The sequence below is a fragment of the Noviherbaspirillum sp. genome, assembly GCF_036846085.1.
Taxonomy (GTDB): Bacteria; Pseudomonadota; Gammaproteobacteria; order Burkholderiales; family Burkholderiaceae_D; genus Noviherbaspirillum.
This window is the reverse complement of the sequence record NZ_DAIUCO010000133.1, coordinates 1-13,808: the sequence shown is the minus strand read 5'-3', so window position 1 is coordinate 13,808 and position 13,808 is coordinate 1. Positions and strand designations below refer to the sequence as shown.

12 protein-coding genes are annotated in these 13,808 nt (G+C 60.9%); 8 read left to right on the top strand and 4 right to left on the bottom strand.

What is annotated here, in order from left to right; all coding sequences use genetic code 11:
- The coding region (locus V7080_RS15635) for a substrate-binding domain-containing protein (RefSeq protein ID WP_334189320.1) at positions 1–210 on the bottom strand (210 nt) is incomplete at its 3' end.
- A 134-nt stretch (positions 211–344) separates the two neighbouring features.
- On the opposite strand from V7080_RS15635, the gene V7080_RS15630 reads away from it, so the two are divergent.
- The 7 genes from V7080_RS15630 to V7080_RS15600 all read left to right on the top strand — a co-directional run bounded on the left by V7080_RS15630 (position 345) and on the right by V7080_RS15600 (position 8,882).
- Positions 345–1,493: an acyl-CoA dehydrogenase family protein gene (locus V7080_RS15630; RefSeq protein WP_334189319.1), complete on the top strand. Its 1,149-nt coding sequence runs from the start codon at positions 345–347 to the stop codon at positions 1,491–1,493.
- A 342-nt stretch (positions 1,494–1,835) separates the two neighbouring features.
- Positions 1,836–2,030 carry a hypothetical protein gene (locus V7080_RS15625; protein WP_334189318.1) on the top strand — a complete coding sequence of 65 codons (195 nt, stop codon included), beginning with the start codon at positions 1,836–1,838 and terminating at the stop codon, positions 2,028–2,030.
- On the top strand, positions 2,030–2,206 hold the full coding sequence (locus tag V7080_RS15620; RefSeq protein WP_334189317.1) for a hypothetical protein: 177 nt from the start codon (positions 2,030–2,032) through the stop codon (positions 2,204–2,206). Before V7080_RS15625 ends, V7080_RS15620 begins: the two co-directional genes overlap by 1 nt.
- Positions 2,207–2,370: 164 nt before the next feature.
- Positions 2,371–3,123: a peptidylprolyl isomerase gene (locus tag V7080_RS15615; RefSeq protein ID WP_334189316.1), complete on the top strand. Its 753-nt coding sequence runs from the start codon at positions 2,371–2,373 to the stop codon at positions 3,121–3,123.
- A 152-nt stretch (positions 3,124–3,275) separates the two neighbouring features.
- Entirely contained in the window at positions 3,276–6,335 is a 3,060-nt protein-coding gene (locus tag V7080_RS15610) for a peptidase domain-containing ABC transporter (protein ID WP_334189315.1), read from the top strand.
- Entirely contained in the window at positions 6,332–7,666 is a 1,335-nt protein-coding gene (locus tag V7080_RS15605) for a sigma-54 interaction domain-containing protein (RefSeq protein ID WP_334189314.1), read from the top strand. The genes V7080_RS15610 and V7080_RS15605 overlap by 4 nt, the downstream gene beginning before the upstream one ends.
- 526 nt (positions 7,667–8,192) lie before the next feature.
- Complete coding sequence (locus V7080_RS15600; RefSeq protein ID WP_334189313.1) at positions 8,193–8,882, top strand: DUF4197 domain-containing protein; 690 nt, start codon at positions 8,193–8,195, stop codon at positions 8,880–8,882.
- Between the two features lie 27 nt (positions 8,883–8,909).
- Here V7080_RS15600 and V7080_RS15595 read toward each other — a convergent pair whose 3' ends face one another.
- From V7080_RS15595 to V7080_RS15585, 3 genes are all read right to left on the bottom strand, one after another.
- Positions 8,910–11,600, bottom strand: a complete 2,691-nt coding sequence (locus tag V7080_RS15595) for a protein kinase domain-containing protein (RefSeq protein ID WP_334189312.1) — start codon at positions 11,598–11,600, stop codon at positions 8,910–8,912.
- Positions 11,601–12,469: 869 nt separating this feature from the next.
- Positions 12,470–13,240 carry a PP2C family protein-serine/threonine phosphatase gene (locus tag V7080_RS15590; protein WP_334189311.1) on the bottom strand — a complete coding sequence of 257 codons (771 nt, stop codon included), beginning with the start codon at positions 13,238–13,240 and terminating at the stop codon, positions 12,470–12,472.
- A gap of 106 nt (positions 13,241–13,346) precedes the next feature.
- Positions 13,347–13,622 carry a hypothetical protein gene (locus V7080_RS15585; protein WP_334189310.1) on the bottom strand — a complete coding sequence of 92 codons (276 nt, stop codon included), beginning with the start codon at positions 13,620–13,622 and terminating at the stop codon, positions 13,347–13,349.
- On the opposite strand from V7080_RS15585, the gene V7080_RS15580 reads away from it, so the two are divergent.
- Positions 13,621–13,808 (top strand): hypothetical protein (locus V7080_RS15580; RefSeq protein WP_334189321.1); only part of this gene is annotated, 188 nt, incomplete at its 3' end. The genes V7080_RS15585 and V7080_RS15580 overlap by 2 nt on opposite strands.

Below are 13,808 nucleotides of genomic sequence, written 5' to 3'. Positions count from 1 at the left end.
GATCATGAACGGCGCGCCGTTCATGATCTGGGCGACGAACTTGCCGGAGGAGTTGTAGACGGGCCGGAGATCGTGGCCGGTTTCCTTCCTGAAGGCGGCGCTGATATCGTCGAATGCGTACTGCACATTGGCGGCGACGGCGACGGTCAGGGTGGCGGCGCTTGCTGCATACGGAAACATCAATGCAATCAATGACAGGTATGTTTTCATATTGCCGGTTTCGGACACCGCTGAGGATTGCCTGGGTTGCAAGATCGACGTATTGTATCAGCGGGCGTACGAGGAAATTTGACGGCTATCCCTTCGTGGCGCCGGTGAAAATTTATTACACGGAGACAGACAGCATGGCAATCGACTTCAGCCGATCATGGATGAATGACGAACTGGAAATGGTGCGGGACACGGTCATTCGCTTCATCGAGAACGAGATGGTTCCCGACGATGAAGCAGCGCGCAAGCGCGGGCATGTCGGAAAGGAAATCTGGCGCAAGGCGGGAGAGCTCGGCCTCCTCTGTGCGGACATACCGGAACAGTATGGCGGAGGCGGCGGCGACTTCCGCCATGAGGCGATATTCTGCGAGGAGATGGCGCGCCGCAGCCTCACCGGCATGAATGCGTCGGTGCACAGCATCGTCGCTCACTATCTCCTCAATCACGGCACCGAGGAACAGAAGCAGCGCTACCTGCCGCGCATGGCGCGCGGCGAGCTGATCGGCGCCATCGCGATGACGGAACCGGGCGCCGGCTCCGATCTGCAAGGTATCCGCACGCGGGCCGAGCGGCGCGGCGACGGCTATGCGATCAACGGGTCGAAGACCTTCATCACGAACGGATTCCTGGCAGGTCTGGTGCTGGTTGTCGCGAAGACCGACCCGGCGCAGAAGGCGAAGGGCATCTCCATCCTCATCGTGGAAACGAAGGACAAGCAGGGATACCGGATCGGCCGCCTGCTCGACAAGATCGGCCTGAAGGCACAGGATACCGCCGAGCTGTTCTTCGACAATGTGCATGTGGGCGCCGATGATCTGCTGGGCGGCGTGGAGGGCAGGGGCTTCCAGCAGCTCATGGGCGACCTTCCTTACGAGCGCACAATCATCGGCGTGTCCGCCGTCGCCGCAATGGAAGGCGCTTACGAAGCAACGCTGCAATACACCCGCGACAGGGAAGCGTTCGGCCAGCCGATCGGGCAATTCCAGAACACCCGGTTCAAGCTTGCGGAAATCGCAACCCAGGTGAAGGTGGCCCGGGTGTTCGTCGACCGGTGCATCGAGGACCTGGTCGCCGGAAAGCTGGATACCGCGTCGGCCTCGATGGTCAAGTACTGGACCAGCGATCTGCAGAACAAGGTCGTCGATGAATGCCTGCAACTGTTCGGCGGCTATGGCTATATGAACGAATACCTGATCGGACGCATGTATGTCGATGCCCGCATCCAGCGCATCTATGGCGGCACGAATGAAATCATGAAGGAAGTGATCGCGCGATCGCTGTGAATGCCGCAGGCCGCTGCCGCATGCTTCGATGACACGCTTGCAGCACATAAGTCGATGTGGTCGATGCGATCATCCGGCTGCGGAACAGCGATGCCGCTTTGTCCATGGTGTCGTGCGTGCGCCGACAAATGCCGCGGAAAGTGTTTGATCCATCCGAACAATTTCGCTGCTGCATGAAAGCGGGTGAATGCATCCAGCCCGCCTGCTTTCCCCATTTCCCCAGTCCTTTCAATTACTTAGGCAAATGCGTCCGGCGTGAGTCCCATGCTGGCATGCCCTGTGCTGTTGTTCGACCAGGCACAACCTGCCGCCTGCATCCATCGAACCCACAGGAGCATCATCATGAAACCCACGCTGATAGTGCACGATCTTCCGAACAATGCCGAGCTCGACACGCGATCCATGTCCGCGATCATCGGCGGCTTCTTTCCCCTGCTCTTTGCCTGCAACTACAAAAGCTACGACGAACGCGTTGGCGAGTCTGAATGCAACAACGGCATCTGCGTGCCCTATCAGGATGAAAGCGGAAACTACTGATGCGGTTCCTGCTCAACGCTGGCAACGCATTGCGCGGTGCATCGGGCTTCGCAAGGGCCGACACCGCAGCGAGCGCTTTGCTGGTTTGCCTACACCGGACTATCAACATCAAGTTTGATCAAGCTCGAATTTGGTTCAACGCGGTTGCGCTTATCCAGGCCCTGCTGGGCTTATAGTTCACCAGCCACGTTCGCAGCGATCAGACATATCCATATCGTGTCTTGTATCCGCATCCGTCGGGACCATGACCCGGTCAGCGATTTCCCGCCAGAAAGCGGAGATCGATGCCGGCGCGGTCCCCGCCGGATATGGATTCTCCATCACCCAAGGAGCAGATCAAATGGCGGCAATTGTACGTATCGACGATGAAACCATCGAAGACAACGACTTCATCAAGAACCTGAAACTTTCCGGCCAGTTCGAAGGATTGATCGATCAAGTGGTCCGCGACAGGATCACCGTTCATGCGGCGAGGAAGCAGGGCGTGCGCATCTCGCCCGACGACATCCAGGAACGCGCCGATCAGTTCCGCCGGATAAAAGGCCTGCATCGCGCGGCGGATACCAATCGCTACCTCGATGCCCTCGGTGTCAGCCTCGATGACTTCGAGGCCTTCATCACCGATACCCTGTGCCAGGAAAAGATGATGCAGCAGGTGTGCAGCGACGCCGCCATCGATGAATATTTCCAGTTGCATTCACCGAAGTTCGACAGCATCGAGATCAGTCATATCGTGCTGGATTCCGAGGGCAAGGCGAAGGAGATGATTTCCATCCTGAATGACGATCCGGACAGCTTCGAGGAAATGGCCACCGAGCATTCCCTTGCCGATACGCAGGCAAAGGGCGGCCTGATCGGCAAGGTGCTGCGGGGGTCGTTGCGCAGCGATATCGAGGCAAAGGTATTCAATGCATCGGTGGGCGACCTGCTTGGTCCGTTCCCATCGGCGGACCGCTCGTCCTTCGAGATTTTCAGGGTGAATGCCAAGCATCCCGCCACCCTCGATGAAGAAACCGTCATCCAGATAAAGAGCCTTCTCCGCGAGCAATGGCTGATGGCCCGGGCGCAGGAACACATCATCGAAGTCTGCTGAAGGAGTTTCCGGCGCACACGCGCCGGCGATCGTTGTGTGCTCGTTGCGTTTGCCAAGCGGCACCGCCGGCGAAATGCCGGTAACCGATGCAAGCTGTCAATCAAGTGCGCCGGCAGCAGTCCTGCAATTCCATGCAGCCCCGGAAAGGCATTATGGATACACCATCAAAATCGCACTCCCTGGCGAAATTCCTTGCATCGGTGGAGATTGTTTCGTCTTTCACGCCCGATGAACTGGAGCGGCTGGCGGAACATGCGGAGTCCAGGTTCTATGCGTTCGGCGACACCATATGCAACGCCGGCGACCCGGCCGGCGGACTGTACCTGATCAAGTCCGGATCGGTGCGGATGTTCACCGAGGAAAACGGCAGGGAGATCAGCATGGGCGTGCGCAAGGCAAACGAAGTGTTTGCCGAGATCGCCATGCTGCGCGATTACCATCATGAATCGTCGGTACGCGCGTCCGGCAAGGTGGAAGTGGTGTTCATTCCGCGCCCGTCGATCGAACCGGTCCTTGCCGGCAATCCTTCCGCGGCGGCGTTCATCAGCAGTTACGTGGCGATCAATTCGGCCGGCGGTTTCGTGGCGCGCATGTTCGACCTGCGCAACAAGGTGAGCAAGAAAGAGCTCGAGGAAATGATCCTCAGCGTCGGCGTCAAGCGCGCGGCCGCCGGCAAGGAAATCCTGAAACAGGATTCGCGCGAGGACCGGCGCCTGTACGTGGTGCGTCACGGCGAGGTCCGGGTGGTGCGCAACGAGGAAGGCACCGACTATCCGCTGGCGACCCTGCGCCAGGGTGAGATCTTCGGCGAAAAAGCCTGCCTGATGCGGCAGGAGCAGGTGGCGACCGTCATCGCCAATACCGACACGACGCTGCTCGTCATTCCCGAGAAGACCGTGCACTTCCTGCTGGAGCGCAATCCGAAGCTGCGTGAGGTACTGGAAGAGCGCACCCGCGTTGTCGAAAGGGAAGTGCAGCGGCAGAAAAAGCTGGCGGAGCGGCGCAAGCGGCCGGTGCTGCTCGACCTGCAATCGAAGCCGCAAATGGGCGAGCGTGTCATCCGCCGCTTTCCGCTGGTGGAGCAGGCGGAGGAAATGGATTGCGGCGCGGCCTGCCTTGCCATGCTGTGCCGGCACTACGGCATCCAGATGACGCTTGGAAAGCTGCGGGAACTGGCGAACGTCACGACGCAGGGTGCGACGCTGGAAAGCTTGGCCCGTGCCGGCGACACGCTCGGTTTCACGACGCGCGGGGTGCAGTGCACCTATGAAGCGCTGCTGGGCTTCGACCTGCCGTTCATCGTCCATTGGGAAGGCTATCACTACGTCGTCGTGTACGGCGTATCGAAGCAGCAGGTATGGATGGCGGACCCGGCGCTGGGCTTCCGCAAGATGAGCGTGGAGGAATTCGAGCGCGGATGGCACGGCACCTGCCTGGTATTTACGCCGGGCGACAACCTGGTCCAGCTCGAAGTGGAACGCTCGCCATGGATCCGGTTCATCGGTTACCTGCGTCCGTACAAGAAGATCCTCGCCAATCTGTTCATCGCCACCTTCGTGATCCAGGTATTGGGCATCGTGCCGCCGGTAATCATCCAGAATGTGCTGGACGGCGTCATCGTGCACCAGAACTTCGGCCTGCTGCACCTGCTGATCACCGGCCTCATCGTATCGACGGTATTTACGCAGATCATGACGACGATCCGCGCCTATCTCGCGAACTTCATGGTGCGCAACATGGACTTCGCGATGATGTCGCAGTTTTTCAAGCACACCATGTCGCTGCCGTTCTCCTTCTTCGCAAAACGCAAGGCGGGAGACATCCTGGCGCGCTTCGAGGAGAACATGACGATACGTTCGTTCCTGACGGAATCGACAGTGACGACGGTGCTCAACCTGCTGATGGTCTTCATCTACTTCACCATCCTGTTCCTCTACAACGTGAAGATGACGCTGGTGCTGATCGCCTTCGTGATACCGATCATGCTGCTGACGGTTCTGGTGACGCCGAAGATCAAGAGTTATGCGCGGGAGGGATTCGCGACGGCCACCGATGCGAAGGCCTACCTGATGGAAACGCTGGGCGGCGTGGAGACGATCAAGGGCATGGGCATCGAGCGGCCGATCCGGCTCAAGTGGGAGAAGAAGTATGCGAAGTCGCTCGAAGTCCAGTACCGGGCGCAATCATTCAACATCCTGGTGTCTCTCGGCAGCCAGTTGCTGCATGCCGCCACCACCATCGCCATCCTGTGGGTCGGCGCCAACCTCGTCCTGGCGCGGGAACTGACCATCGGCCAGCTGATCGCCTTCAATGCATTGATGGGCAGCGTGCTCGCGCCGCTGATGGGGCTGGTCGGCTTGTGGAGCCGGTTGAACGATGCCGGCGTGGCCATGGAGCGTCTCGGCGACGTCCTGGACATCGAGCCGGAACAGAAGGCAAGCGATCTGTCGTCGCGTGTGCTGCTGCCGGACCTGCGGGGAGATATCAAGCTCGAAAACGTGTACTTCCGCTATGGCGGCAATGACGATCCCTATGTGCTGGAAAACATCAACCTGGAGATCAAGCCGGGTGAACTGGTGGCTATCGTCGGGCGCAGCGGTTCCGGAAAAACCACGCTTGCCAAGCTGCTGGTCGCCTTCTATCCGCCCACCGAGGGAAAGATCATGGTGGACGGCTATGACCTGAGCATCATCGATAAGGAGTATTACCGGGCGCAGGTGGGTTATGTCATGCAAAGCAACCTGCTGTTCTCCGGCACGCTCGCGGAAAACATTGCCAGCGGAGATGAAAGCCCCGATCGCCGCCGCATCGAGGAAGTCGCGAAGATGGCGGATGCCCATGCGTTCATTGCGAAGATGCCGATGGGATATGAGCAGATCGTCGGCGAGCGCGGCGTCGGCTTGTCGGGCGGGCAGATCCAGCGCCTGTGCATCGCCCGGGCGCTCTATCACGACCCGCACCTGCTGGTGTTCGATGAAGCGACATCGGCGCTGGATACGCAATCGGAAAGCAATATCATCGGCAACATGCATGAAATTCTGAAAGGGCGTACCGCGGTCATCATCGCGCACCGCCTCAGCACCATCATGCAGGCAGACAAGATCCTGGTGCTGTACGAGGGATCGGTCGTCGAACAGGGCCGCCACGACGAACTCGTCGCCCGGCGGGGAATGTATTACCAGCTCGTTCAAAAACAACTCAGCGCGGCATGAAAATACTCGACCAGGATGATGATGGCGGCTCGGCGATCTCGCACGCGGGCCTGATTGAAAAAATCGAGATTCTTCGTTCATCGCTTCGATGGGCGTCGCGTCTCGAGCGGACGGACATCGACAAGCTCCTGCGGCAGGTCACGGCGCTGCGCGATGAAGTGATGCAGATATCGCACAAGGAGCGGTTCGTCCGCGCAGCGAGTGCGGAACTGCCAATGATGCCGCCGGTGCCGCAATCGCAAGGCGAACGGCGCAAGGCGTTGCTGGCACGCAGCTTCGTGTTCGAAGGCATCTTCGGCGACAACCCGAAGCTGCTCGACGCGCTCGAGGTTGCCGAAAAGGCGGCGCCCACCGACCTCCCTGTCCTCATCGATGGTGAAAGCGGCACCGGCAAGGAACTGATGGCAAAAGTGATCCATGCCAACGGATCGCGCGCCGACAAGCCGTATATCTCCGTCAACTGCGGCGCCATTCCCGACAACCTGCTGGAATCCGAACTGTTCGGTCACAAGAAGGGATCGTTCACCGGAGCGGTCAACGATCGCCGCGGAAAATTCGAAAGCGCGCACAAGGGCACGATCTTTCTCGATGAAATCGGCGAGTTGCCGCTGGCCGGGCAGGTCAAGCTGCTGCGTGTCCTGCAGTCGCATGAAATACAGCGTGTCGGATCCGATGAACCGATCCCGGTCGATGCACGCATCGTCGCCGCCACCAACAAGAACCTGCGCCGCCTGATCGAGCAGGGCACGTTCCGTGAAGATTTGTTCTACAGGCTCAGCGTGATCCATCTCACCCTGCCCGCGCTGCGCGAACGCAAGGACGAGATTCCGTTGCTGCTCGCCTACTATGCTGACGAATCGGCGGAAACGCTAAAGCGGCGCCCGGTGAAAATGACCCCGCGCCTGCGCGATTTCATGATGAACTACGCCTATCCCGGCAACATCCGCGAGCTGCGCAACCTCGTCTACCGCATCGCCTGCCTCGGCGGGGAAATCGCCGACATCACCCATCTCCCCGAAGACATCCGGCCGGCACCGCCGTCAAGCAGCGCCGGCATCGGCGCCGGCGTTATGCAACCCTCGCCGGCATCAACGACGCTCTCCGCGCACCCATCCTCGCTCACCGACGCCAAGCGTGCCGCAAGCGACGAGGCGGAACGCGCCTTCCTCGAACGCGGCTTGCGGGAAACGCGGGGCACGGTAGCCGAACTGGCCAGGCGCTGCGACATGAACCGGTCGCACCTGCAGATGCTGCTGAAGAAACACGGGATTCATTCGAAGGATTTTCGGGTGCGGCAGCCGGAGCCGAATGGGCGTGAGTCGGGGGCGTAATAAACTGCGGGCCGCCTGCCAAATCCGACTAAGTGAACATAAAGAGGCTGTGGTTATTGAAATCCGCTGTGGTGCTGCCGAGGAAGTGATGTGCCGAGCGGATAAAGAAGCGAAATTTGTCTGAGCCGAAGGCGAGTTTATTTCGCTTCCCGCTTGGTGCGTCACTTCCTCGGGAACCCCGAAGGGGCAGCGACTTTGCGGTCGCCTTTTTTGCCTTCTTTTTTGGCGAAGCAAAAAAGAAGGTGGCCCGCCGGGGCCAGTCCCGGCTAGGCTCTTCGAAGAAAAGTAGGAGTTAAATTACCGGAGACACTTCGTCGCTCTGGATTCCCGCCTGCGCGGGAATGACAGCGGTGAGTATCGCCGGAGACACTCCGTCGCTCTGGATTCCCGTCTTCACGGGAATGACAAAGGTTTGGCAGAAGTGTGCGACAGGTATTCATGTGGCAGTGATCGCACATTCGCCCCGACTGGCATACACTGCCAACTCATATCCGCTCAATCCCCACCCCGCACCACGGAGTCCCCCATGCTCAAATTCCTCAACACAAAGTCTCTCCTCCTCGCCGCCCCGTTCCTGGTCTCCAGCGCCATGGCCGCCTCGCTGGCCGACCTCTCCAACGCCGACGCATCGAACGGACTAAAAGCCGCACTGGAAAAAGGCTCGGTCGCAGCCGTCGAGAAACTGGGCGTGCCAAACGGCTTCCTCAACAACGACAAAGTCAAGATCAAGCTCCCGCCCATCCTCGAGAAAGCCCGCCCGGTCCTGAAAATGACCGGGCAGGGACAACAGCTCGATGACCTGGTGGTATCGATGAATCATGCGGCGGAGTCGGCGGTGCCCATGGCCAAGCCGCTATTGCTCAATGCCGTCCGGTCGATGTCGGTCTCCGATGCCAAGCAGATCCTCACCGGCGGCGATACATCGGTGACGGATTTTTTCCGCGACAAGACATCGGCACAGCTTGCCGTCAAGTTCCTGCCCATCGTGAAAAAGGTGACCGACCGCTCGGACCTTTCCGCCAAGTACAACGGCACGATGGCCCAGGTATCGAAACTCGGCATCGGATCGCAGCAAACGACCGTGGAAGATTATGTGACGCAACGGGCGCTCGACGGCCTGTTCACCATCATTGCCGAAGAAGAAAGGGCGATACGAAGTGACCCGGTCGGCACCGGCAGCAAGATCATCGGCAAGGTCTTCGGTGCCTTGAAGTAGTCGCCCGCAATACGGATCACATGCGGATCAGTTCCTCATCTGCGCGGAACTGTCCGCCTTGTCGGCAAAGACCATCTTGCCGTTTTCGGTGCGCTTGTCGTCCCTGAACTCGCCTTCCCAATAGCTGCCGTTGGCCCAGGTGTAGCGGCCTTGTCCGTGAGAGCGGCCCTGCACCCAGGATCCTTTGTAGACATCGCCGTCGCGGAACCACAGGGTTCCCTGGCCATGCGGCATGCCGTCCCTGACATCGCCCTGGTAGCGTATTCCGTTGGCGTATTCGATCGTGCCCTTGCCGTTGGGCGCGTCTTTCGACCAGTCGCCGGTGTACCGCTGGCCGTTGTGCCAGGTGAATTTTCCTTTTCCTTCCTTCACGCCCTTGACCAGCGTGCCTTCGAACCGGTTGCCGTCGGTCCAGATGATCCTGCCGGTCCCGGACAGGACGCCCGTGACCGGATCGGAAACGAAATCGCCGATCAATGTCTGGTCGCCCGCCTTCATGGTCCTGCGACCTGCGGCAGGCGACTCGGCGGCCGGCTTCGACTCGGAATCCGCGTCGGTGCGTGCCTCCGTGCGGATGTCGGTGCGTGCCGCCGGTGCGGACGGGGAAAGGGGTTTCAGGTTGGCCTGCCGTTCCGGCATCCGGGGTTCGCTGTTGCCGGCTGCCGGCTGTGCAGGCTCGCGTGCCTTCGCCGACGGCGCGGGCGCCGGGGATTCGGCAGGGGCCGGCTCGGCAGCCGGCGTGGAGGGTTTGAGGCCGGCCAGTTTGTCGCGGGCAAGTGCGGCGAAGCGTCCCTGCGGATACTTGCGCAAGTAGGATTCGTAGGCAGGCTCCTGGTTGATCGCGGTCGCCATATCCCACATCTTCGATTCGGCGGCCCATGGCGATTGCGCCGCGCCGGTGCTCGCCGCAGCGGCATTCTCCGAAGCCGCATTTTCCTCGTTCCGGCTTTCAGCGGGCCTGCCCGCGGCGGCTTTGCTTTCCGCAGCTTTGCTATCGGCGGCCTTGCTTTCGACGGCCTTGGTCTCGGCGGCTTTCGTGTCGGCTGCCCTGGCACGTTGCTCCGTGACCGGAGCCGGCGTCGCCGCAGCCTGCATTGATTCAAGCTTGCGCCGCGCGATGGCGGCATACTGGCCTTGCGGGTATTCCCGCAGGTAGTTGTCGTAGTCGATGGCGTTATCCGCCAGGACGGTTCGTCGCCAGAGCTTCTCTTCCGAGGACGAGCGCGATGGGGCCGGTACGGTCCTGGAGGCGGCTGGCTCGGCGTGCTGCGGTTCGTCGCCGCGCGGCACGGCTGCCGGCCTGTCCGGTGCCGCAGGCGGCATGGATGCGGCTGGCCGGACCTGACCCTGCACCGAGGCCTTCCTCGCCGCCGATGGCACGGACGCCGCCGGCTTCGGCGTTTCCTCTTCCGTCACGCCGCTGCCGCCCGACGAGCCTTGCATCGTCGATATATCCGACACCGCAAGCGGTGCCACGACCGTCTCGCGGCTTCCGAAATACAAGCCCGAAGCCAGCCCCGCAACGAGCACGCCGCCGGCCGCGATCCATTTCGGCCATGTACCGGCGGCATGCATTCTTGTCGCCATCCATTGGAAAGGCGAGGCGGACGCGGTCTTTCCATAGGCTCCGTACACGCCGGAGCGCAGGCGGGTGCCTGCCGGCGGTGCGTGCATGGTGTTCCCGGTCGGGACGGTCGCATCGACGCGGCGGGTTGCGTCGTCTTCCTGGGGCCGTTGCGAGCGCGTCGGAGGCATGGAGCGCGGAACGGTCTCCATCAGGTCCAGCGAATGACGCAGTTCGGCGATCGACTGGAAGCGATGTTCGGGCTTCACGGCAAGCGCCTTGTCGATGACCGCCAGGAAGTTGCCGCTGTACCTGTCCTTGCCCGCGATGCGCGCCGGGACCAGCTCATCGTGAACGATGCGCGCGACCGAGGGCGGCGGCGCCATGCCGGTGATCAGGTAGTACACCACGCCGGCCAGCGCATAGATGTCGGTCCAGGGTCCCTGGCGCAGGCCGCCGTTTTCCGCGTACTGCTCGATCGGTGCGTAGCCCGGCTTGAGGATCACCGTAAGGCATTGGGTCAGATCGCCGATCACCATGCGCGCGGCACCGAAGTCGAGCAGCAGCGGCCGTCCGTCCTTGAGCAGCAGGATGTTGTCCGGCGCGATGTCGCGGTGAAAGCATTGCGCGCGGTGAATGGTCTCGATCGCATCGCACAGGTCGGACAGCAGCAGCCTGATCCAGCTTTCGTTCGGCTTGATCCGGTGTTCCTTCACCGCCTGCCGCAGCGTGACGCCGTCGTAGTAGGGCATCACCATATAGGCCGTGCCGTTCTCTTCCCAGAAGCGGTGTACCTTCACGAGGGCAGGCGAGTCGAACTGCGCCAGCATCCTGGCCTCGTTGACGAAGCTTTTCAGGCCGACCGAAAAAGCATGGCTGTTGCGTTGCGACTTTACCGTCACGGCCATTTTTGCGTTGCGTTCCACCAGGCCGGACGGCATGTATTCCTTCAGGGCGACGCGGCGGTTGAGCGAATGATCGTAGGCCAGGTAGACGATGCCGAATCCGCCTTCGCCGATCAATCCGAGGATCTCGAATTCGCCGAGGTGCGTCCCGACGGGAAGCGCCACACCGGGATGCTCCTCGCTGCGGGTGACGGTTTGTTGCGCGACGGCCTGACTGCGCGTCCTGCTCATGTGGTTGTCATGATTCATATCGAACACCTACCGTTTCATGATCGCCGTCCCGGGCGAACGCGGTTTCTTCGGGTCTGGTTGCCAACGTCGCCGTGGCGGTCGATTGCGAACGCAAAATGCCACGGCAGGCTATCCATACAAGAAGCTTGCCAGCGCAGCCGGACTGGCCCCGAACCGCGTGCCGCCGGGGACGAGCCGCTCATTCATACGCAGGCAGCCGCGGCTTGCATGCGGGAGTGTCTGTGCCCGGCAGACTCGCGCATCGCTTGCATGGACATCGATGCGGGACGGTGGCATGCACGCGCCGTGCAGGGGCGTAGAAGAAGCAGACCGGCATCGTGCCACCGAATGCCGCATGGTTTTTTGGCCGAGATCATGGTGCGCGCATCGAGTCGCCCTTTGATGCGAAATGAACCTGTGCGGCTGCTGGCATTTGCCCTGGATGCGGCAAGACCCATGGCGTACAGGAAAGCATGTCGCGATGCCGGCGAGGACAAACCCGGGAGAACTGTTGGATGCGGCTCGACACTTCCGGCGGCTGGCGATGCGAAGCGTTGGCGTGTGTACGACATGTATTGAGGCGTCACGTATTTGCTTGCCTGCGTGTGTCGATGGCGTAACTGCCTCTCCCTGCCGTTTCGTGGCTGGTTGCATTCACACGAGAACGCTTCTTCGTTAGTGGCTTTGAAGGCGGCACTTGCATTGCAGGAAGAGGAGGACATACCGGATATCCACCATGCGGGAGGACGACAAGTCTCCATTCCTGAGATGTGTCCTGGTGAAGATCAAGGAGTCGGGAAAATCGGCGACTTTGCCTGCCCGGCGCTCTCAAGCGTCCGGCACAACAAACTGTCGACGAATATGCGGCATGAGCCTGTGCCGCTGTGCTACAGCGCCGGATTCAGGACAGTCCGTTCCGTGCTGAACATGTCTTCCGCGCGCACCACCACCACCGATATGTTGTCGCGCCCGCCGCCCTGGAGCGCCATGTCGGTCATCGCTTCGGCAGCATCGCGGCAGTCGCGCGAGACGAGCGCCTTGCGGATATCCTGCTCCGGCACTTCATTGCTCAAGCCGTCGCTGCACAGCATGAACATGTCGCCATCGAGCACGTCCATCGTCTCTTCGTCCAGTTCGAGGCATTCCGCCACACCGACCGCGCGCGTGATCAGGTTGCGGGCCACATGCGTCATCGCATCCTCGTCGCTGAGTTGATGCCTGGACATCAATTCCTCTATCTGGCTATGGTCGCGCGTGAGGCGCCGCAGGGTTCCGCCCCGGTAGAGATAGATCCTGCTGTCACCTGCCCACAGGTATCCGCAGCGGCGGCCATGCGCAAGCAGGACGACGACCGTGCTGCCGATGATATGTGCGCCGCGGCTTTCCGCTTCCGTCAGCAGTTGCCGGTTGACGGTCTGCAGCCGGTCGCGTGCATCGGTCATCAGCTTGGCGAGGCTGGGCGCGGGCGGGAGCTGGTTGAGGCTTTCGATGACGAGGCGGCTGGCAAGGTCGCCGAGCGTGTGGCCGCCCATGCCGTCAGCCACTGCCCACAGGCCGCGTTCCGCCTGATCGAGGCACGCATCTTCGTTGATCTGCCGCACCCGGCCGACATGAGTGCAAGAGGCCGACAACCATTGGAATCCCGTCGTGTCGATCATGGCAACCTCGCTAATTCACATTTCTAATCCGGCAACATGGCCCGGCGGCGCTGCAGTGCCGTGGGCCACTCTGCCTTCCGTGTGCTGCATTGCGCTCAATCCGCCGCTACTTGATGTTGGTGCTCCGGTTATCCGCATCGACATTGATGGCTGCATTGGCGCCGGTGTTGTTGACCTCGATCGACTGGAACTGATTGATCATCTGATCGGCGTAATTGTTGATCTGGAAGAAGTTGATCGCCTGGCCCGTTCCGATGGCGCTGTTGCTGAACGGCCTGATCCATCCATACACCCATGGAGCGCCACCGCCCTTGATAGCGGACATCGCTGCACGATCGAGCTGACGGTCGGTGCGTAGATCCTTGATGGTGAGTGATGACATGTTCATCTCCAAAGTGTCGGTTGATTCGCCGGCCGTGCTGACGATCGGCTTTGTTCTGATTTTAAAGGGTAATGCCTGCATTGGCCCATTGCGAAGGGCTCACGTTCAAGTTGAGCGGACCGAAGCCGGCACCGATCACCCCTACATTGTTGAGCGCATTGACTTGGACATTCTGCAGTTGCGCAA

Coding starts and splice junctions, on each gene's coding strand:
- V7080_RS15610 (WP_334189315.1), top strand. CDS start 3,276: ATGGATACACCATCAAAATCGCACTCCCTGGCGAAATTCCTTGCATCG.
- V7080_RS15625 (WP_334189318.1), top strand. CDS start 1,836: ATGAAACCCACGCTGATAGTGCACGATCTTCCGAACAATGCCGAGCTC.
- V7080_RS15590 (WP_334189311.1), bottom strand. CDS start 13,240: ATGATCGACACGACGGGATTCCAATGGTTGTCGGCCTCTTGCACTCAT.
- V7080_RS15595 (WP_334189312.1), bottom strand. CDS start 11,600: ATGAATCATGACAACCACATGAGCAGGACGCGCAGTCAGGCCGTCGCG.
- V7080_RS15585 (WP_334189310.1), bottom strand. CDS start 13,622: ATGTCATCACTCACCATCAAGGATCTACGCACCGACCGTCAGCTCGAT.
- V7080_RS15605 (WP_334189314.1), top strand. CDS start 6,332: ATGAAAATACTCGACCAGGATGATGATGGCGGCTCGGCGATCTCGCAC.
- V7080_RS15600 (WP_334189313.1), top strand. CDS start 8,193: ATGCTCAAATTCCTCAACACAAAGTCTCTCCTCCTCGCCGCCCCGTTC.
- V7080_RS15630 (WP_334189319.1), top strand. CDS start 345: ATGGCAATCGACTTCAGCCGATCATGGATGAATGACGAACTGGAAATG.
- V7080_RS15615 (WP_334189316.1), top strand. CDS start 2,371: ATGGCGGCAATTGTACGTATCGACGATGAAACCATCGAAGACAACGAC.
- V7080_RS15620 (WP_334189317.1), top strand. CDS start 2,030: ATGCGGTTCCTGCTCAACGCTGGCAACGCATTGCGCGGTGCATCGGGC.